Source organism: Streptomyces sp. NPDC049813 (assembly GCF_044465085.1).
Taxonomy (GTDB): Bacteria; Actinomycetota; Actinomycetes; order Streptomycetales; family Streptomycetaceae; genus Streptomyces.
This window is the reverse complement of sequence record NZ_JBITLI010000005.1, coordinates 121,386-141,750: the sequence shown is the minus strand read 5'-3', so window position 1 is coordinate 141,750 and position 20,365 is coordinate 121,386. Positions and strand designations below refer to the sequence as shown.

The window sequence follows — 20,365 nt, the reverse complement described above, 5'->3', positions numbered from 1 at the left end:
GCTCCCGGGCGTTGACACTCCGTACCGGACAGTGGTGGGCTCGGTCACCAGCCTGGGACACGTCCGTCCCCCTGACCAGTCACCGACCACCCGAGGAGTACGCCGTGCAGCTCCGGCGCAGGAAGGGGGCGGCCGCCGTCGCGGCCGCCGTCATCGCGGGGACGCTGGGCGGGTCCGCCCCGGCGGTCGCCGCGCCGCCGGCCCCCCGCACCTCGGCCGGCGACCGGGGATCGGAGGCCGGGCTGCCCTCGGTGTGGCCGCGCCCGCAGTCGCTGCGGGCGGCCGCGGCCGGGGTCCGGGTCACCGACGACGTCGTGCTCGTGGCACCGCCCGGGACGGACCCCTATGCGGTGGAGGAGGTGCGGACCGTGCTGCGCGGGGCGGGCGCGCGGCAGATCCGGCACATGGACACCGACGACACCGACGACACCGACGACACCGACGCCGGGGTGCCGGCCGGGCCGGGCCTCGTGGTGCGCCTGGGCACCGCCGCGCCCGGGCCGGCCGGCGGGGCGACGGGCCGCACCGCCGGCGCGCGGCCCGGCGGGAGCGGCCCGCTCGACGCGACCCTGCGCGGCCTCGGCGCCGCCGCCCGCCGCGACCTGCCCGCGGGCGGCTACCGCCTCGCCGTGGGCCGCGCCGCCGGGCGCCCCACCGTCGCGATGGAGGGCGTCGGGGCGGACGGCCTCTTCCACGCCGCGCAGACCTTCCGGCAGCTGGTCGCGGGGCGCACGGTCGCCGGCGCCGTGGTGCGGGACTGGCCGGGCACCGCGGTGCGCGGCCTGACCGAGGGGTTCTACGGGACGCCGTGGACCACCGACGAGCGGCTCGCGCAGCTCGACTTCATGGGCCGGACCAAGCAGAACCGCTACCTGTACGCGCCCGGGGACGACCTGTTCCGGCAGGCGCGCTGGCGCGAGGCGTACCCCGCGCAGCGGCGCGCCGACTTCCGCCGGCTCGCGGAGCGGGCGCGCGCCCGGCACGTGACGCTCGCCTGGGCCGTCGCACCCGGGCAGGCGATGTGCATGTCGTCCGCCGACGACGTGCGGGCGCTCACCCGCAAGCTGGACGCGATGTGGGCGCTCGGGGTGCGGGCCTTCCAGCTCCAGTTCCAGGACGTGTCGTACAGCGAGTGGCACTGCGCGGCCGACGCGCGCGCGTTTGGCACCGGGCCCCGGGCCGCGGCCGCGGCGCAGGCGCGGGTCGCCAACACGGTGGCGCGGCACCTCGCGGACCGGCATCCGGGCGCCGCGCCGCTGTCGATGATGCCGACCGAGTACTACCAGGAGGGGACGACGGAGTACCGCACGGCGCTGGCGCGCGGCCTCGACGACGCGGTGGAGGTCGCGTGGACCGGCGTCGGCGTGGTGCCGCGCACCATCACCGGCCGGGAACTGGCCGGTGCCCGGGCCGCGTTCGGCTCGTCGGGCGCCACGCACCGGCTGCTCACGATGGACAACTACCCGGTCAACGACTACGCCCAGGACCGGATCTTCCTCGGCCCCTACACCGGCCGGGAGCCCGCGGTGGCGGCCGGTTCGGCGGCGGTCCTCGCCACCGCGATGGCGCAGCCCGCGGCCTCCCGCATCCCCCTGTTCACCGCGGCGGACTACGCGTGGAACCCGCGGGACTACCGTGCGGCGGAGTCCTGGCGGGCGGCCGTCGCCGACCTGGCGGGCGGTGACGGGCGGGCCCGCACCGCGCTCGCCGCGCTCGCGGGCAACGACGCCTCCTCGGTCCTCGGCGGCGTGGAGTCGGCCCGGCTGCGGCCGCTGATCTCCGCGTTCTGGCAGGCCCGCACGGAGCCGGACGCGGCGCACGAGCGGGCGGCGGCCCGGGAGCTGCGGGAGGCGTTCACCGTGCTGCGCGAGGCGCCCGCCGGGCTGCGGCGCCCGTCGGTGTCGGATCTCGGGGCTGAGGTGCGGCCCTGGAGCGAGAAGCTCGGCGCGTACGGCGCGGCGGGCGAGGCGGCCGTCGACATGCTGGACGCCGCAGGGCGCGGCGACCGCACGGCGGCGTGGAGCGCGGCGCGCCGCCTCGCGCGGCTCCGTGCGGAGCTGGGGCGCAGCCGGGTCACCGTCGGCAAGGGGGTCCTCGATCCGTTCCTGGCCCGGGCCGACCAGGCGTTCGCGGCGTGGGCGGGGCTGACCGCGCCCGACGCGGCGAGCGGCGCGCGCGCCCGGCTTCCGCGGGTGCGCGCGCTCGCCGCGGTCACCGTGCTGGCCGAGCCGGGCGCGAGCGGGTCGGTCGAGGCGCACGTGCCGGGCGAGGGGTGGCGGCGGCTCGGCGCGCTGGCGCGGGGCGGCTTCACCGAGCTGCCCGGGGGCGGCGTCCGGGCGGACGACGTGCGGGTCACGGGTGCGGGCGAGGACGCGGTGCGCCATCTCGTCCCCTGGTACGCGGACTCCCCCGCCGCCTCCCTGTCGCTGACCCGCACCGAGGCCGACGCGGAGATCGGCGGCGGCGCCGAGCGGGTGACCGCCCGGCTGACCGCGCGCCGGCCCGCCGACGTCCGCGGCCGGCTCACGGCGAAGGCGCCGCACGGCATCCGGGTGCGGGCGCCGCGGGAGTCCGAGCTGCCGCGCGGCACCACGGTGGAGGTGCCGGTCGACGTGCGCGTCCCGGCCGGCACGCCCGCCGGGACGTACGAGATCCCGCTGTCCTTCGGGGGCGAGACGCGGACGGTGTCGGTCCGCGCCTACCCGCGCACGGCCGGCCCCGATCTGGCCCGTTCCGGCACGGCGTCCTCGTCGGCGGACGAGACCCCGGCCTTCCCGGCGGCGGCCGCGAGCGACGGCGAGCCGGGGACCCGCTGGTCCTCCCCCGCGCGGGACGGCGCGTGGTGGCAGGTCGCCTTCCCCGAGCCGGTCCGGCTCGGCCAGGTGGTGCTGCGCTGGCAGGACGCGTACGCGCGCGGCTACCGCGTCCAGACCTCCGCCGACGGCCGCACCTGGCGCACCGCGGCGACGGTCCGGGACGGGCACGGCGGGCGCGAGGCGGTGCGGATGGACGCGAAGGACGTCGGGTTCCTGCGGATCGTCGGCGACCGGCGCGCGACGCGCTTCGGCATCTCGCTGTGGTCGGTGGAGGCATACGCGGTCGCGGAGCGACCAGGCGAATAGGGGCCGCGGAGCGACCAGGCGAACAGGGGCCGCGGAGCAACCAGGCGAACAGGGGCCGCGGAGCGACCAGGCGAATAACGGCCGGTGCCCGGGCCCTACTTCGCCAAATTCGCCGGTGGTATCGGCGCGGCGGCGAGGGACTGCGGTGAGGTGGTCGAGGCGTAGGCGGACGGGGCCGACACGCCGGCCGCCGGGTCCACGAGCTGCTCGCCGTCCACCTGCACCGGCACGCCGCCGACGATCCGGATGCCCGCCTCGTCGAAGGCCCGCTTGATCCGCCAGCGCAGTTCGCGCTCGATGGTCAGCGCCTTGCCGGGCATGGTCTTGGCGGTCATCCGGACCACCATCGAGTCGAGCAGCACGCTGTCCAGGCCCAGCACCTCGACGGGGCCCCAGAGCATCTCGTTCCACGGCTCGGTCTTGCTCATCGCCTCGCCGGTCTCGGCCAGCACCGCCTTCACCCGGTCCAGGTCCTCGTCGGCGCGGACGGTGACGTCGACGCCCGCGGTGGCCCAGCCCTGGGAGAGGTTGCCGATCCGCTTGACCTCGCCGTTGCGCACGTACCAGATCTCGCCCTTGTCGCCGCGGAGCTTGGTGACGCGCAGGCCCACCTCGATGACCTCGCCGGAGGCGACGCCCGCGTCGATGGTGTCGCCGACGCCGTACTGGTCCTCCAGGATCATGAAGACGCCGGAGAGGAAGTCGGTGACGAGGTTGCGGGCGCCGAAGCCGATCGCGACACCGGCGACACCGGCGGAGGCCAGCAGCGGCGCGAGGTTGATCTCGAACGTGCCGAGGATCATCAGCGCGGCCGTGCCCATGATGAGGAACGAGGCGACCGAGCGCAGCACCGAGCCGATGGCGTGCGAGCGCTGGCGCCGCCGCTCCACGTTGACCAGCAGCCCGCCGAGCGCGGTGCCGTCGACGGCCTGCGCCGTGCGGTTCATCCGGTCGATCAGCCGGGTGATGGTGCGCCGCACGGCGACCCGCAGGACGCAGGCGATGACGATGATCAGCAGGACCCGCAGTCCGATGCCGAGCCAGGTGGACCAGTTCTGCTCGACCCAGCTCGCGGCCTGTCCGGCCTGGTCCTGGGCGTCCTTGAGGGTGGGCTGCGGGGCGTCGGACGAGGAGTCGCTCGCCCGTGCCGACAGGACGGACAAGATCACGGCAGGTACCTCCAGGCGTAGCCATCCGCCCGCCGCTCGGGACACGGCTCGGGGACTGGAGCGGGCAGAGCCACCACACTAACGGGGCATTGTGTGTGGATCGTTGTGATGTCCGCGGGAGAGACCGTGCTCACCTGGGGAGGAAGGGGGTGTGGTCGAAAACACTCCAAGGCCGTTACGCGGACATGGTGGCGCCACGACCAGCAGTGAGGAGAGACTGACTACGAGATCGTCCCGGCGCGAGCCACGCGCCGCCGGCGTACAAGGAGGCATCCGTGCCGCATGTCCTGGTCCTCAACGCGTCGTACGAGCCACTCGGCGTCGTACCGCTCCGCCGCGCGCTCGTACTCGTCCTCGAGAACAAGGCCACGTGCCTCGAGGAGTCCGGCGCCTTCATGCACAGCGCGACACGCACCGTCCCCGCTCCCAGCGTGGTCCGGCTCAAGCGGTTCGTCCGGGTCCCTTACCGGGGGCCCGTTCCTCTGACCCGGCGTGCACTGTTCGCCCGCGACGGCGGCCGGTGCATGTACTGCGGTGGCGTCGCAACCAGCGTCGACCACGTGATCCCGCGCAGCCGCGGGGGTCTGCACGCCTGGGACAACGTGGTGGCGTCGTGCCGCCGCTGCAACCACACCAAGGCCGACCGCCACCTGGTGGAGATCGGCTGGCGCCTGCGCCACAAACCGGCACCGCCGTCGGGTCTGGCCTGGCGCATCATCGGGACCGGACATCGCGATCCGCGCTGGCTGCCCTACTTGCAGCCGTTCGGCGCGGACGAGGCACTGGCCCGGATCGAGGGCGTCTCCGCCTGATCTCGATCCGGGTCCTTCGCGTACCGGGGTGGCCGTCCGCTTCCCGGAGCGGGCGGCCCCTTCCTTCCCGGGCGCGGGCCCGCCCCGGCGCTCCCGGCAGATAACGACTTGGCCGCCCTGGGTCCTTCGGCTATTGACGCCCCCTTCACCCGCGCCTTACGTTCCTCGCATCCAATAGGAAACTTTCCTAACAATGCGGCGAGGAGGCGGCACCATGGCCGGTCCGGCAGGCGGTACTCCCGGCACCCCGAGCGTGCTGCGCGCCATGAACGACCGGGCCGCGCTCGACCTCCTCGTCGCCCACGGGCCGCTGACCCGCACCCGGATCGGCGAGCTCACCGGCCTCTCCAAGCCCACCACCTCGCAGATCCTGGGCAGGCTGGAGAGCGCCGGGCTCGTGCGGACCACCGGGAGCCAGACCGGCCGCCCCGGGCCGAACGCCGTGCTCTACGAGATCCGGCCGGGCGCCGCGCACGTGGCCGCCCTCTCCGCCGACCCGAGCGGCATCACCGCGGTCGTCGCCGACATCACCGGCGCCGAGCGCGGCCGGCGGCGCATCGAGGCCGCGGCCGTCTCCGAGGACGCCCGGCACCGCACCGCCCAGCTCGTCACCGAAGCCGTCGACGGCGCGCTCGCCGGCGCCGGACTCGGCCACGACGACCTGACCGCCACCGTCATCGGCACCCCGGGCGCCATCGACCCGGGCACCGGCCGGCTCCGGTACGCCCCGCACCTGCCCGGCTGGCACTCGCGCACCCTGCGCGCCGAGCTGGCCGAGGTGCTCGGCACCCCCGTCTCCATCGAGAACGACGTCAACCTCGCCGCCGTCGCCGAGCAGTACGAGGGCGCGGCCCAGGACCACGACGACTTCGTGCTCGCCTACGTCGACGAGGGCGTCGGCGCCGCCATCGTGCTCGGCGGCACCCTGCTGCGCGGCGCGACCGGCGGCGCGGGCGAGATCGGCTACATGCCGCTGCCGGGCGCCCCGCTGGCCCGCGGCGGGGACGCCGTCGCCGCCCGCACCGACGCGGGCGGCGGGTTCCAGAGCCTGGTCGCCGCGCCCGCCGTGCGCCGGCTCGCCGGCGGCACCGAGGACCTGGCGGAGGCCCTCGCCCGGGACGACGTCCTCGACGAGGTCGCCCGGCGGCTCGCCACCGGCCTCGCCGCCGTCGTCGCCGTCGTCGACCCCCAGCTCGTCGTCCTGTCCGGCCAGGTGGCCAAGGCCGGCGGTGACGCCCTGCGCGGGCGCGTGGAGGCCGAGCTGACCGGACTCGCCCTGCCCCGGCCGCAGTTGCGCATCAGCGAGCTGTCCGGCGACCCCATCCTGACCGGCGCCCTGCGCACCGCCCTCACCCAGGCCCGCTCCACCGTCTTCGACACCAGCGGCGCCTGACCCCCGTACCGCACCGCCCCCCTGAACCTCCCGCATCTCCCGCTCCCCCGCCCCCGTACACGTAAAGGACGTTCGCCATGCCGCGATGGCGTATACCCCTGCGCGCCCCCGTGGTGCTCGCCGCGGCCGGACTGCTGCTCGCCGGCTGCGCCAACCCGAGCACCGGAAGCGCCGACGACGATCCGACGAAGCCGGTCACGCTGAAGTTCTGGCACGGCTGGTCGGCGCCCGGCGAGGTGAAGGCGATCGACGACTCGATCGCCCGCTTCGAGAAGCTCCACCCGAACATCCACGTGCGGGCCACCGGCAACGTCTCGGACGCCACCGTCAACCAGGCCCTGCGCGCGGGCGGCGACGAGGCCCCCGACGTCGTCTCGTCGTTCACCACGAACAACGTCGGCCAGTACTGCGACTCCGGCATGTGGACCGACCTCGACCCGTTCATGAAGAAGACCGGGCTCGACAAGGAGAAGGTCTTCCCGCAGTCGCTGCTCGACTACACCGGCTACCGGGGCAACCAGTGCGCCCTGCCGCTGCTCGCGGACGCCTTCGGCATGTACTACAACAAGGACGCCTTCGCCGAGGCGGGCATCGCGCGCCCGCCGAGGACTATGTCCGAGTTCGTCGCCGACTCCAGGAAGCTGACCGAGAAGAAGGGCGGCTCCTACCAGCGCGTCGGCTTCATGCCGAACTTCCGGCTCTACCAGAACAGCCCCGACCGGCTCCTCGCCCAGTGGGGGCCCACCTACTTCGACAAGAGCGGGAAGTCGCGGCTGGCGAAGGACCCGGCGACGTACGACTTCTTCGACACCACGAAGAAGCTGATGGACGCGCAGGGCGGCTACGACGCCCTGGAGCGGTTCCGGACCTCCTTCGGCGACGAGATGTCCAATCAGAACGCGTTCCTGAGCGGGAAGCTCGCCATGCACCTGGACGGCGAGTGGCGCGGGCTGATGCTCGACGACGCCAAGGCGAAGTTCAAGTGGGGCGTCGCACCGCTGCCCGTCCCGGACGACAAGGCCGAGACGTACGGCCGCGGTTATCTGACCGGCACCGTCGCCGGCATCGCGCACAGCAGCAAGCACCAGAACGCCGCGTGGGAGCTGGTCCGCTTCCTGACCGCCGACACCGACCAGGTCGTGCGGTTCGCCAACGCGATCCACAACGTGCCCTCGACGAAGGCGGCCCTCAAGTCACCGGAGCTGGACGTCGATCCGTCCTTCCGCACCTTCCTGGACATCGCGAAGAACAAGTACAGCCAGGTGATGCCCCAGTCGACCAACGGCGGCATGTACATCGTCCAGCTCCAGGACTTCTCGTACACCGCGGAGGCGGGCAGGGTCCCGGACCTGAAGAAGGGGCTGCGACGGCTCGACAAGCTCATCGACGCCGACACCCTCCAGTCGAAGAACTGATCGCGGAACCGAGGACCCCCGAGGAACACCGAGGAAACAGGACTCGCGCATGGCACTCACACTCTCCCGGCCCGCGCGCCGCAGACTGCGCACGCTGGGCTTCCTCTCGCCCTGGCTGATCGGGTTCAGCGTCTTCTTCGCCTACCCGCTGCTCGCCACCGTCTACTTCTCGTTCATGCACTACAACCAGATCAAGGCGCCCACCTTCGTGGGGCTGCGGAACTGGAAGTACGTGTTCCAGGACATGCCGCTGTTCGGCCCGGCCCTGTGGAACACGCTGTGGCTGGTCGTGGTCATGGTGGCCCTGCGGGTCGTCTTCGGCCTCTCGCTGGGGCTGCTCGTCACGAAGGTCAAGACGGGCGTCGGCCTCTTCCGCACCGCCTTCTACCTGCCCTACCTCGCCCCGCCGGTCGCCGCCACGGTCGCCTTCGTCTTCCTGCTCAACCCGGGGACGGGACCGGTCAACGAGGTCCTGGCCAAGATCGGCATCGACGGGCCCAACTGGTTCAACGACGCGGCCTGGGCCAAGCCCTCCCTCGTCCTGCTCTCCCTGTGGGGCATCGGCGACCTCATGGTCATCTTCATGGCCGCGCTCCTCGACGTACCGAAGGAGCAGTACGAGGCCGCCGACCTCGACGGCGCGGGCCCGTTCGCCAAGTTCCGGTACGTGACCTGGCCGTCGATCACACCGATCGTGATGTTCGCCGTCGTCACCGGCGTCGTGCAGACGATGCAGTACTACACCCAGGCCCTGGTCGCCGGGAAGATCGCCTCCGGCGTCTCCATCGGCCCCGGCTCGGTGATCCAGCCCGGCTATCCCGACCACTCGACCCTCACGGTCCCCCAGCTCGTCTACTCGATGGGCTTCCAGAACTTCAACACCGGCGCGGCGTGCGTGCTCTCGCTCGTCCTGTTCGTCATCGCGATGGCCGTGACCATGCTGCTGATGCGCAAGCGCTCGGGCCTGCTCGCGGCGGAGGACTGATCCCCATGACCACCACGACCCTGCGCCCGCCGTCCCTGGCGGCCGGCGCCACCGCGCACGACAGCGGCCCGGCAGGCGCCCGCGCCCGCCGCAAGCGCGTCCTGCACTGGATCGCCGTGCACAGCGTCGCCGTCGCCGTGGCGCTGCTGTTCGTGCTGCCCTTCGTCTTCGTCTTCCTGACGTCCGTGATGAGCGACGACCAGGCGATGAGCGGCGACCTGTGGCCCGACTCCTGGCACTGGGAGAACTACAAGGCCGTCTTCGAGACCGACGGCTTCCTCGACTGGTGGAAGAACTCGCTGCTCTACGCCGCCGCGGGCACCCTGCTGACCGTGTGCTCCGCGATCCCGGTGGCGTACGCGCTCGCCAAGTTCCGCTTCCGCGGCCGGCGCACCGCGATGCTCCTCGTCATCTCGACGATGATGCTGCCGCCGCAGGTCATCGTGATCCCGATGTACCTGGTGTGGGCCCAGCAGTTCCACCTCGCGGGGACGCTGTGGCCGCTGATCATCCCGATGGCGTTCGGCGACGCGTACTCGATCTTCCTGCTCCGCCAGTTCCTGCTGACGATCCCCAAGGAGTACATCGAGTCGGCGAAGGTCGACGGCTGCGGCGAGCTGCGCACCCTGCTGAAGGTCGTGGTGCCGATGGCCAAGCCGGGCATCGCCGCGATCGCCCTGTTCCAGTTCTTCTACTGCTGGAACGACTACTTCGGGCCGCAGATCTACGCGGCCCAGAACCCGGCTTCCTGGACGCTGAGTTACGGTCTCGAATCCTTCAAGTCCGCGCACAGCGTCAACTGGAACCTGACGATGGCCGCGACGCTGCTCGTGATGGCGCCGGTCTGCCTCGTCTTCTTCTTCGCACAGAAGGCCTTCGTCGAAGGCGTCACCCTCACCGGAGTAAAGGGCTAAGAACTGCTATGAAGCTCGCCGTGGTCGGCGGAGGGTCGACCTACACACCCGAACTCATCGACGGATTCGCGCGGTTGAGGGACACGCTGCCGATCGAGGAGCTGGTCCTCGTCGACCCGGCCGCCGACCGGCTGGAGCTGGTGGGCGGACTCGCCCGCCGGATCTTCGCCAAGCAGGGCCACCCCGGCACCATCCGCACCACCTCCGACGTCGACGCGGGCGTCGCCGGCGCGGACGCCGTCCTGCTCCAGCTGCGCGTCGGCGGCCAGGCCGCCCGCAACCAGGACGAGACGTGGCCGCTGGAGTGCGGCTGCGTCGGCCAGGAGACCACCGGCGCCGGCGGCCTCGCCAAGGCGCTGCGCACGGTCCCGGTCGTCCTCGACATCGCCGAGCGGGTGCGCCGGACCAACCCGGACGCCTGGATCATCGACTTCACCAACCCGGTCGGCATCGTGACGCGGGCGCTGCTCCAGGCCGGCCACAAGGCCGTGGGGCTGTGCAACGTGGCCATCGGCTTCCAGCGCAAGTTCGCCAGGCTGCTCGACGTGAGCCCCTCCCAGCTGCACCTGGACCACGTCGGCCTCAACCACCTCACCTGGGAGCTGGGGGTGCGCCTGGGCGGCCCGGACGGCGAGAACCTGCTGCCGCGCCTGATCGGCGAGCACGGCGACGCCCTCGCCGACGACCTGCACATGCCGCGCGCCATCGTCGACCGCCTCGGCGTCGTGCCCTCGTACTACCTGCGCTACTACTACCAGCACGACGCGGTCGTACGGGAACTGCGCACCAAGCCCTCCCGCGCCGCGCAAGTGGCGGAGATGGAGCGCGAGTTGCTGAAGATGTACGGCGACCCCACGCTCGACGAGAAGCCGGAGCTGCTGTCCAAGCGCGGCGGCGCCTTCTACAGCGAGGCGGCCGTGGACCTGGCCGCGTCCCTGCTGGGCGGCGGCGGCTCGCCGTACCAGGTCGTCAACACGTACAACAACGGCACCCTGCCCTTCCTGCCCGACGACGCGGTCATCGAGGTGCAGGCGGCGGTCGACGGCAAGGGCGCGCGCCCGCTGCCCGTCCCGCGGCTGGACCCGCTGTACGCGGGGCTCATCGCGAACGTGACCGCCTACGAGGACCTGGCCCTGGAGGCCGCCCTGCGCGGCGGCCGCGACCGCGTCTTCAAGGCGCTGCTCGCGCACCCGCTGGTGGGCCAGATCGAGTACGCGGACCAGCTCACGGACCAGCTGATCGCCCACAACCGGGAGCACTTGGCGTGGGCCTGAGCACCAGCGTGCTCGCGATCGACGCGGGCAACAGCAAGACCGACGTCGCGGTGGTCGCGGCCGACGGCAGTGTCGTCGGCGCGGCCCGCGGCGGCGGGTTCCAGCCGCCCAAGGTGGGCGTGGCGGCCGCCGTGGACGTCCTGACGGAGGCGGTCGGCCGGGCCTTCGCGCAGGCGGGCGTCGACGCGGCCGGACACGTCTCGGCGTGCCTGGCCAACGCCGATCTGCCGGTCGAGGAGGAGGAGCTGGCGCGGGCGCTGCGGGCCAGGGACTGGTCGGGGACGGCGAGCGTGGACGTGCGCAACGACACGTTCGCGGTGCTGCGGGCCGGGCTCCTGGAGGACGCGGAGCCGCGCGGGGTCGCGGTGGTGTGCGGCGCGGGCATCAACTGCGCGGGCATGCTCCCCGACGGCCGCACCGCCCGGTTCCCGGCGATCGGCAAGATGTCCGGTGACTGGGGCGGCGGCGGGGGCCTGGCGGAGGAGGCCCTCTGGTACGCGGCGCGGGCGGAGGACGGCCGCGGCGAGCGCACCGCCCTGATGCGGGCGCTCCCCGGCCACTTCGGTCTCTCCTCCATGTACGCCCTGATCGAGGCCCTGCACCTGGGTCACGTGCCGATGGAGCGGCGCCACGAATGCGCGCCCGTGCTCTTCGCCACGGCGGCGGAGGGCGATCCGGTGGCCCGGGCGCTGGTGGACCGGATGGCCGACGAGGTGGTGGCCATGTCGACGGTGGCGCTGCGCCGGCTCGACCTGCTGGACGAGGAGGCCCCGGTGCTGCTCGGCGGCAGCGTGCTGGCCGCGCGCCATCCGCAACTGGACACGCGGATACGCGAGTTGCTGGCCGAGCGGGCGCCGAAGGCGGTGGTCAGGGTGGTGTCCGAGCGGCCCGTGCTGGGCGCTGCGCTGCTGGGCCTCGACGCGGTGGGGGCTCCGCCCGGGGTGCATGCGAGGTTGCGGTCCTTCTACGCGGCCTGACCCCGGGGCCACCGGGGGCCGTCCGCGAGGCGCGCCACCGTCGTGGCTGGTCGCGCGGGTCCCCGCGCCCCTGAGGCATGCGCTGCGCGCAGCCTCCAGGGGCGCGGGGAACGGCGCGAGAAGCCCCACCGGCCGGGCAGCCGAACGACAGCCCATGGGAACCGAACACACCCCCCGCTCGTGTTCAACAGGACGGCCCGCAAACAAGATCGAGTCAATGCCTGTGCGGATGTCCATCGCGGCAGCGATACTTGCGGCCGACGTACGACCATGGGGGAGGGTCGAGTGACATACCCGCCGAACGGAAGCGCGGCGCCACCGGGGCACACCCCCGCGCCGCCGCTCCCGAGCGTCCCGCCGCAGCCGGCCCGCGGCGCCACGACCGTGCCGCCCCCGGCGCCGGGCGCCCCCGCCCCCGCGCCCGCCCGCCGCACCGCCTGGTCCGAGGGCGTGGACCGGCTGCGCTCGGCGGCCACCACCGAGCCCGGCCGGCTGCGCATCATCGGCGCGGTCCTGGCCATGCTGGTGGTCGCGTTCGGCGCGACCACGGCGTGGCAGATGACGGACCGCTCGGCCGCGGCCGACGACGTGCTCCACTCCAGCCAGCCGCTGACCGCCGACGCCGCCGACATCTACCGCTCGCTCGCCGACGCCAACACCGCGGCCTCCAGCGGCTTCCTGGCGGGGGGCCAGGAGCCCGCGGCGGTGCGCGAGCGCTACGAGCGCGACATCCGCACCGCCGCCCAGAAGCTCGTGACCGCCGCGGCCGCCACCGACCCGGGCTCCCCCTCGGCGGAGACGATCTCGAAGCTGAACACGATGCTGCCGCAGTACAAGGGGCTCATCGAGCGGGCCCGGGCCAACAACCGGCAGGGCTTCCCCCTGGGCGGCGCCTATCTGCGGTACGCGAACGAGAAGATGCAGACCCAGATGCTCCCGGAGGCGGAGAACCTCTACACCACGGAGAACCGGCGGCTGCGCGACGACTACGACGCCGCCACGCCCTATCCGTGGATCGCGATCGCCTGCGGCGTGCTCGCCCTGATCGCCCTCGGTTGGGCCCAGCGCCGCAACTACCGCCTGACGAACCGGGTGTTCAACCACGGGATGCTCGCCGCCACCGCCGCCTCCGCCGTCGTCCTGCTCTGGCTGGTCGTGGGGCACACGGTGGCGCGCAGCGGGCTCGACTCCTCGTACGACAGCGGCGTGCGGTCGCTGAACGTGCTGCACGACGCGAGCATCGCCTCGCTGAAGGCACGGGGGAACGAGAACCTGACGCTGGTCAGCCGCGGCGCGGAGACGACGACCGTCGACGGCGTGATCAAGGACAAGTACGACGTCGACTTCCAGAAGCAGATGCGGCTGCTGGCGACGAAACTGGCGGCGGCGGACGCGCTGGCCGACGACGGTGCGGGCCGCACGCCGGTGGACGGCGCGAACGCCAGTATGAAGGAATGGCTCAAGCGGCACACAGACGCCCGTGCCGAGGACGACGACGGCGACTACCAGGGCGCCCTCGACAAGATCATCGGCTCGAAGCAGGACAAGCCGACGGGTGAGTGCTTCGATCTCGTGGACCAGAATCTCGACAAGGCGCTCGCGCACGAGCAGCGTGAGTTCAGCGCCGACGCGGGCGACGGGCGGGCCGCGATGACCGGGCTGCCCGTGGGCGCCGCACTGCTCGCGGTGCTCGCCGCCGCGGGCGCGGTGCTCGGCATCGGGCGCAGGCTTTCGGAGTACCGGTGAGAGGGGGTGCGGACATGGCGGGACGAGGCAGCCGCACGGTGACTCTGCGCGGCTGGGGCGGCGTGGCGGCGATGGCGGTCGCCTGCGCCCTGACGGTGGTGTTCGCGCTGCTGCTCCCCCTGACGCAGCGCGCCGGCGGGCACGGGGGCGGCGGCGCCGGCACCGCGCTCGGCGGGGTGGCCGACGGGGTGCAGGCCCGGGCGGACGACTGTGACCCGGACGTGCCGGGCAAGGAGCCGGAGCGCAGCGTCAGCCGGTCCGGCAGCGCCGACGGCGGCGCCGTGCAGGCCGTCAAGGACCGCGGCTACCTGTCGGTCGGCGTCGACCAGAACAGCTACCGCTGGGGCTACCGCGATCCGAACAGCACGGAGGAGTCGAGCGAGCTGGAGGGCTTCGACATCGACCTCGCCCACGAGATCGCCAAGGAGATCCTGGGCAGCCCCGACAAGATCCGCTTCAAGGCCATCCCCACCAACCAGCGCATCCCCGCGATCCAGCGCGGCGAGGTCGACATGGTGGTGCGCACGATGACCATCAGCTGCCTGCGGCTCAAGGACGTCGACTACTCCACCGCCTACTTCCAGACCGGCCAGCAGGTGCTCGCCCCGAAGGCCTCGTCGATCACGGGCTTCGACGCGACGCTCGGCGGCAAGCGGGTCTGCTCGGCCGCCGGTTCGACGGCGGAGTCCGCGCTGAAGCTGGGCCGCACGCAGCGGAAGATCCCGGCCGACACGGAGATCTCCGAGACGGTGCCGAACCAGCTGGACTGCCTGGTGCGCCTCCAGCTCGGCGAGGTCGACGCCGTGGTCACCGACGGCGCGCTCGCGGCGAGCCAGGCGGCGCAGGACCCGACGGTGGAGCTCAAGGGCGAGCCGTTCACGAAGGAGTTCTACGGCGTCGCCATGAAGAAGGGCGCGGACGAGCTGGTGCGCCGGGTCAACCAGGTGCTGGAGGACTACCGCAAGTCGGGCGGCTGGCAGAAGTCGTACGACCACTGGCTGGAGCCGGCCCTCGGCCCCTCGGAAGGACCGCCGGCACCGAAGTACCGGTGACGGCGGGGCGCGCAGGTGGTGGGATCCGAACGAAGCGAGAGGTGATCGATGGGCGAGGCGGGACCCCCCGGTCCGGTGCTGGACCGGGACGAGGCGGACCGTGCCCTGGCCCGGCTCGGTGCCGAGCACGAGGCGATCGAGACGTCGCTGTTCGCGCTCCAGGACCACGCCGGGCGGCGGCTGCTGGAGGGCGCGCGGCTGACCGGCGCGACCCGGGAGCGCTGGGCGGCGGCCGAGCAGGCGATCACGCTGCTCTGGTCGTACTTCGACGCGTACACGGCCGCGCTGCGCACCGCCCGCGAGATCCGCTCCCGGCGCAAGTGGCCGAGCCGGGAGGACCTCACGCAGCTGACGGAGCTGCTGCGCGGCGAGTCCGTCACCGTCTCCCCGGCCGCCGGGGCCGGGGCGCCGCCCCCGGCGCTCACCGGCCCGGCGAAGCTCTCCGAGCACTTCACGCTGGCCGCGCTCGTGGAGCGGATGAACGACCTGTACGCGTCCTCCCTCGACATGGTGGTGGCCGCCGACGCGGTCTGGTCGGCGCTGCCCGCCCGCATCGACATGCTCGCCGCCGAACTGGCCCGCACCCGCCGCCTCGCGCACTCCGTCGGCGTCCGGCCCGGCGAGCACCCGTCCGGTGACGACCTGGAGCGGATCACCGGCGCGCTGACCCGGCTGCGCGAACAGGTGGTCTCCGACCCGCTCACGTACTGGCAGAAGGCGCAGGGGAGTTCGGCCCCCGGCGGCGGGCGCCCGGACACCACGGCGTACGACCGGCAGGCGCGCGCCCTGGAAGAGGTGCGGCGCGAGATCGAGGCCGTGCTCACCGTGCGCCAGGACGCGGAGGCGCGGCTCGGCCGGCTGCGTGACGTGCTCTCGCGCGCCGACCGCACGCTCGCCGAGGCGCGGTCGGCCCGGGGCGAGGTCCTCGCCAAGATCGCCGCGTCGGAGGTGCCCGCGGTCTCCGGGCCGCCCATCGCCCTCCAGGAGCAGCTGGCGACCGCGGCCGACTACCGCAGACACGGCCAGTGGCACCGGCTCTCGCCGCTGCTGGAGTCCCTGGAGACCAAGGCCGAGGACGAACTGCTGCGCGCCCGCGAGTCGCTGACGGCGGTGACCGCGCCGCTGGCCGTCCGCGCCGAGCTGCGCGGGCGGCTCGACGCGTACAAGGCGAAGGTGGCGCGGCTGGGCTTCGCGGAGGACCCGTTCCTCGTGGAGCGGTACGACGCGGCCCGCCGCATGCTGTGGAGCGCGCCCTGCGATCTGCGGGTCGCGGAGCAGGCGGTGCTGCGCTATCAGCGGGCGGCGGCGGACGTGCTGTCCGCGCCCACGGACCCGAGGGGGGAGTCGTAGTCGTGGCTGCGCACGAGTGCACCCGGCCCGGTTGCACGGGCCGGTACGAGGACATGGGCGGGGAGCTGTACTGCGACACCTGCGGGCTGAAACCACAGGGACCGGCCGCGGGCTCCCCGGGCCCGGCCGGCGCGGCCTCCGCCGCCTGCCAGCGCCCGGGCTGCGAGGGTTCCTACGAGGACATGGGCGGCGGCGAGCTGTACTGCGACACCTGCGGCCTGGCCCCGGTGGTGTCGCCCACCGGTCTGGTGTCGTCGCCGCCGACCGGGATCGCGGCCGGCGGCTCGCGCGGCTCGCAGAGCTCGGCGTCGAGCGGGCGGGCCTCGGCGCGCTCGTCGCGCACCTCCTCGCGCTCCTCGCAGTCGCGCCGGTCGGTGTCGGGGCGGCTGTCGCGTTCCCTGTCGGGCCGCTCGGCGTCCCGGTCGGTGTCGGTGCGCAGCTCGGGGACGACGGCGGGCAGTTCGGGGCGGGCCCGGCTCGGGGCGGGCCTGGTGCGCGTGCCGGACGTGCCCCGGCCCGACCCGCGCGTGATGGTGCAGGAGAACCCGGAGGTCCCCGAGCGGAAGCGTTTCTGCTCGCGTTCGGACTGCGGGGCGCCGGTGGGCCGGGCACGCGGGGACCGGCCCGGCCGCACGGAGGGGTTCTGCACGAAGTGCGGCCACCCGTACTCGTTCGTGCCGAAGCTGGGCGCGGGCGACATCGTGCACGGTCAGTACGAGGTCGTGGGCTGCCTGGCCCACGGCGGGCTCGGCTGGGTCTACCTCGCCGTCGACCGGGCCGTCTCCGACCGCTGGGTGGTCCTCAAGGGCCTGCTCGACACGGGCGACCAGGACGCGATGGCAGCGGCCATCTCCGAGCGGCGCTTCCTCGCGGAGATCGAGCACTCCAACATCGTCCGCATCTACAACTTCGTCGAACACCTCGACCAGCGCACCGGCTCCATGGACGGCTACATCGTCATGGAGTACGTCGGCGGCAAGTCGCTCAAGGAGATCGCCAACGGCCGGCGCACCCCCGACGGCCGGCGCGACCCGCTCCCGGTGGAGCAGGCCTGCGCGTACGGCATCGAGGCGCTGGAGGCCCTCGGCCACCTGCACAGCCGCAACCTGCTGTACTGCGACTTCAAGGTCGACAACGCGATACAGACCGAGGACCAGCTCAAGCTGATCGACATGGGCGCGGTCCGGCGGATGGACGACGACGAGTCCGCGATCTACGGCACGGTCGGCTACCAGGCGCCCGAGGTCGCCGAGGTCGGCCCCTCGATCGCCTCCGACCTGTACACGGTCGCCCGCACGCTCGCGGTGCTGACCTTCGACTTCCAGGGCTACACGAACGTGTTCGTGGACGCCCTGCCGGACCCCGACACCATCGAGGTGTTCCGCCGCTACGAGTCCTTCTACCGGTTCCTGGTCCGCGCCACCGACCCGGACCCGGCCCGCAGGTTCGCCTCCGCGCAGGAGATGACCGAGCAGCTGACCGGGGTGCTGCGCGAGGTGGTGGCCCTCCAGACGGGACGGCCCCGGCCCGCGCTCTCGACGCTGTTCGGGCCCGAACTGAAGGTCACCGACACCGAGTTGTTCGCGGGCCGGGCGGGCGAGGTGTCGCAGCTGGGGGCGCGGGCGATCCCCGTGCGCGTACGCAGGAAGGCGGCGGCCGGGCTCGACCCGGCGCCCGCCCCCGTCCTGCCGCCGTCCCCGTCCGCGCTGGTCAAGCGGCTCCAGGCGGCGGCCACCGCGCTGGCGCTGCCGGTGCCGCGGGTGGATGCGGGCGACCCGAACGCGGGGTTCCTCGCGGGCCTGATGGCCTCCGCGCCCGCCGAGCTGATCGCGGCGCTGCGGGCCGCGCCCACCGACTCCCTGGAGCTGCGCCTGCGCGAGCTGCGGGCCCGCCTGGAGATGGGCGAACTGGACGCGGCGGCGCGGGGTCTCGCCGCCCTGGAGGCCGACCACGCCGACGACTGGCGCGTGGTCTGGTACCGGGGCGCGGCGGCGCTCGCGGTCGGCGACCACGAGAGCGCGGCGCTGTCCTTCGACGCGGTCTACGACGCCTTCCCCGGCGAGCCCGCGCCGAAGCTGGCGCTCGGCGTCTGCGCGGAGGTCCTGGGGCAGCTGGACAACGCGGCGGAGTACTACCGCCTGGTGTGGTCCACCGACCCGAGCTACGTCAGCGCCGCCTTCGGTCTGGCGCGGGTGCAGCTCGCGGCGGGCGACCGCAGCGGCGCGGTGCGCACCCTGGAGTCGGTGCCGGAGTCGTCGATCCACTACACGGCGGCCCGGGTCGCCTCGGTGCGGGCCCGGCTGCGGGGGCGGATGGCCCAGGGGCCCGGCGGCGACCCGCTGCTGAACGACCTGACGGCGGCGGCCGGGCAGGTCGAGGCGCTCGACGCGTTCGGGCTCGACGCGGTCCGCCGCGAGCAGTTGTCCACCGAGGTCCTCGGCACGGCGCTGGACTGGGTACTCTCCGGTAGGCAGGGTTCCGGTCGACCACCGGGCCCCGGACGCACGGTGGTGCTCGGCAGTGATCTCGACGAGCGCGGCCTGCGCCTCGGTCTCGAACGCTCGTACCGGACCCTTGCCAGGCTCGCTCAGCGGGGCGAGGAGAGGATCGAACTGGTGGAGCGGGCCAACCGCTACCGCCCCCGGACGTGGGTGTGAGTTGATGTCGCAGACGCACCAGCCGACCGCCATGTCGCAGTGTCCCAGTTGCGAGGAGCCGCTCGACAAGGGCGACCGCTTCTGCGGGGCCTGCGGATACGACCTGTCGTCGGAGCCACCCGTGGCCGGCGGCCGGCCGGTGCCGGCCGTGCCGGCCCCGCCGGCGCCGGAGCGGTCCGCCCCGGCGCAGCGGGCCGCCGCCGTGGAGTGGCCGGACGCCCCCGAGCCGGCCACGGCGGAGCAGCCCGCGCCGGTGCACCTGCCGACGGACCTGGTGGGCACGGAGTCCGGCGGCGGCGAACTCCCCACGACGGTACGGCCCGACGGGCCGGTGGCGGGGACCGGTGTGCCCGCCGCGCGGGCGGACGATCCGGTCGCCGGGGCGGGTGCGCCGGTCGCCGGGGCAGGTGCCCCGGACGCGGAGGGTGTCGCGTCCGCCGGGGGTGACTTCGAGCTCGCCGCGCCCGATCCGCGGGCGGTGCCGCCCGCTCAGCCCGCGGGCGCGACGCCGCCGGCCGGGACCAAGACGTGCGTGGCGTGCCGCGCCGGCCAGGTCGACGCGGACGGCTACTGCGAGAACTGCGGGCACGCCCAGCCCCGCGAACGCGACCACATGGAGCGGGAGTTGGACGCGGTCGCCGCCGTCAGCGACCGGGGCCTGCGCCACCACCGCAACGAGGACGCGTTCGCGATCTCCTCGGCCGCGCTGCCCGACGGCTCCCCCGCCGTCGTCGCCGTCGTCTGCGACGGGGTCTCCTCGGCGACCCGCCCCGACGACGCGTCGCTCGCCGCGTCCCGCGCCGCCGACGAGGCGCTGCACGCCGCGCTGCCCCGCGGCACGCACCCGCAGCAGGCCATGCACGAGGCGATCGTGGCGGCGGCCGAAGCGGTCAACGCGCTGGCCCGGGAGCCCGAGACGGCCCGCGAGCACCAGCCGCACCAGAACGCGCCGGCCTGCACCTTCGTCGGCTCCGTCATCACCCGCGACCTGCTCGTCGTCGGCTGGATCGGCGACTCGCGCGCCTACTGGGTGCCCGACGACCGGGCCACCCCGGCGGCCCGGCTCACCGAGGACGACTCGTGGGCCGCGCAGATGGTCGCCGCGGGGCTGATGAACGAGGCGGAGGCCTACGCCGACGAGCGGGCCCACGCGATCACCGGCTGGCTCGGCGCGGACGCCTACGAACTGGAGCCGCACACCGCTTCCTTCAAGCCGGACCGGTCCGGTGTGGTGGTGGTGTGCACCGACGGGCTGTGGAACTACGCGGAGGGCGCACAGGAGATGGCGCGGGTGGTGCCCGCCGACGCGGGCCGGCGTCCGCTGCACTGCGCCCAGGTGCTCGTGGGCCACGCGCTCGACGGCGGCGGCCACGACAACGTAACAGTGGCGGTACTGCCGTTCCCGGTCCCGCCGCAGGGGGCAGGATCGGCCTAGGGCCTGTCTCCCAGATCCCTCCGTCCGCCCGGAGGGCGGGCCTCGCGGCGTCTGGTGCGTGCTC

14 protein-coding genes are annotated in these 20,365 nt (G+C 73.8%); 13 read left to right on the top strand and 1 reads right to left on the bottom strand.

The window, feature by feature from the left end; translation table 11 throughout:
• Positions 1-104: 104 nt before the first annotated feature.
• Entirely contained in the window at positions 105-3,122 is a 3,018-nt protein-coding gene (locus tag ACIBW6_RS13345; RefSeq protein ID WP_399059405.1) for a beta-N-acetylglucosaminidase domain-containing protein, read from the top strand.
• A 95-nt stretch (positions 3,123-3,217) separates the two neighbouring features.
• Here the strand turns inward: ACIBW6_RS13345 and ACIBW6_RS13340 are convergent, their stop codons facing one another.
• On the bottom strand, positions 3,218-4,291 hold the full coding sequence (locus ACIBW6_RS13340) for a mechanosensitive ion channel family protein (RefSeq protein ID WP_399059404.1): 1,074 nt from the start codon (positions 4,289-4,291) through the stop codon (positions 3,218-3,220).
• A gap of 275 nt (positions 4,292-4,566) precedes the next feature.
• Between ACIBW6_RS13340 and ACIBW6_RS13335 the strand changes: the two genes are divergently transcribed.
• The 12 genes from ACIBW6_RS13335 to ACIBW6_RS13280 all read left to right on the top strand — a co-directional run bounded on the left by ACIBW6_RS13335 (position 4,567) and on the right by ACIBW6_RS13280 (position 20,301).
• Positions 4,567-5,103 (top strand): HNH endonuclease, encoded by a 537-nt coding sequence (locus ACIBW6_RS13335; RefSeq protein WP_324769927.1) that lies wholly within the window; start codon positions 4,567-4,569, stop codon positions 5,101-5,103.
• A gap of 214 nt (positions 5,104-5,317) precedes the next feature.
• Positions 5,318-6,496 (top strand): ROK family transcriptional regulator, encoded by a 1,179-nt coding sequence (locus ACIBW6_RS13330; protein WP_399059402.1) that lies wholly within the window; start codon positions 5,318-5,320, stop codon positions 6,494-6,496.
• 77 nt (positions 6,497-6,573) lie between these two features.
• Positions 6,574-7,911 carry an extracellular solute-binding protein gene (locus ACIBW6_RS13325; protein WP_399059401.1) on the top strand — a complete coding sequence of 446 codons (1,338 nt, stop codon included), beginning with the start codon at positions 6,574-6,576 and terminating at the stop codon, positions 7,909-7,911.
• 49 nt (positions 7,912-7,960) lie between these two features.
• Positions 7,961-8,896, top strand: coding sequence for a carbohydrate ABC transporter permease (locus tag ACIBW6_RS13320; protein WP_399059400.1), 936 nt, complete (start codon positions 7,961-7,963; stop codon positions 8,894-8,896).
• Positions 8,897-8,901: 5 nt separating this feature from the next.
• Positions 8,902-9,810 (top strand): carbohydrate ABC transporter permease, encoded by a 909-nt coding sequence (locus tag ACIBW6_RS13315; protein ID WP_399059399.1) that lies wholly within the window; start codon positions 8,902-8,904, stop codon positions 9,808-9,810.
• An 8-nt stretch (positions 9,811-9,818) separates the two neighbouring features.
• Positions 9,819-11,084 (top strand): 6-phospho-beta-glucosidase, encoded by a 1,266-nt coding sequence (locus ACIBW6_RS13310; RefSeq protein ID WP_399059398.1) that lies wholly within the window; start codon positions 9,819-9,821, stop codon positions 11,082-11,084.
• Positions 11,075-12,061, top strand: a complete 987-nt coding sequence (locus ACIBW6_RS13305) for an N-acetylglucosamine kinase (RefSeq protein WP_399059397.1) — start codon at positions 11,075-11,077, stop codon at positions 12,059-12,061. The genes ACIBW6_RS13310 and ACIBW6_RS13305 overlap by 10 nt, the downstream gene beginning before the upstream one ends.
• A gap of 285 nt (positions 12,062-12,346) precedes the next feature.
• On the top strand, positions 12,347-13,807 hold the full coding sequence (locus ACIBW6_RS13300) for a hypothetical protein (protein ID WP_399059396.1): 1,461 nt from the start codon (positions 12,347-12,349) through the stop codon (positions 13,805-13,807).
• Positions 13,808-13,821: 14 nt separating this feature from the next.
• A complete protein-coding gene (locus tag ACIBW6_RS13295; protein ID WP_399059395.1) occupies positions 13,822-14,859 on the top strand; it encodes a glutamate ABC transporter substrate-binding protein in 1,038 nt (345 codons plus the stop codon).
• A 48-nt stretch (positions 14,860-14,907) separates the two neighbouring features.
• Positions 14,908-16,209 carry a hypothetical protein gene (locus tag ACIBW6_RS13290; protein ID WP_399059394.1) on the top strand — a complete coding sequence of 434 codons (1,302 nt, stop codon included), beginning with the start codon at positions 14,908-14,910 and terminating at the stop codon, positions 16,207-16,209.
• A gap of 182 nt (positions 16,210-16,391) precedes the next feature.
• Complete coding sequence (locus ACIBW6_RS13285) at positions 16,392-18,866, top strand: tetratricopeptide repeat protein (RefSeq protein ID WP_399059699.1); 2,475 nt, start codon at positions 16,392-16,394, stop codon at positions 18,864-18,866.
• A 4-nt stretch (positions 18,867-18,870) separates the two neighbouring features.
• The gene (locus tag ACIBW6_RS13280) at positions 18,871-20,301 is read left to right on the top strand and encodes a protein phosphatase 2C domain-containing protein (RefSeq protein ID WP_399059393.1); all 1,431 of its coding nucleotides are present in this window, start codon (positions 18,871-18,873) and stop codon (positions 20,299-20,301) included.
• The last annotated feature ends 64 nt before the right edge of the window (positions 20,302-20,365 follow it).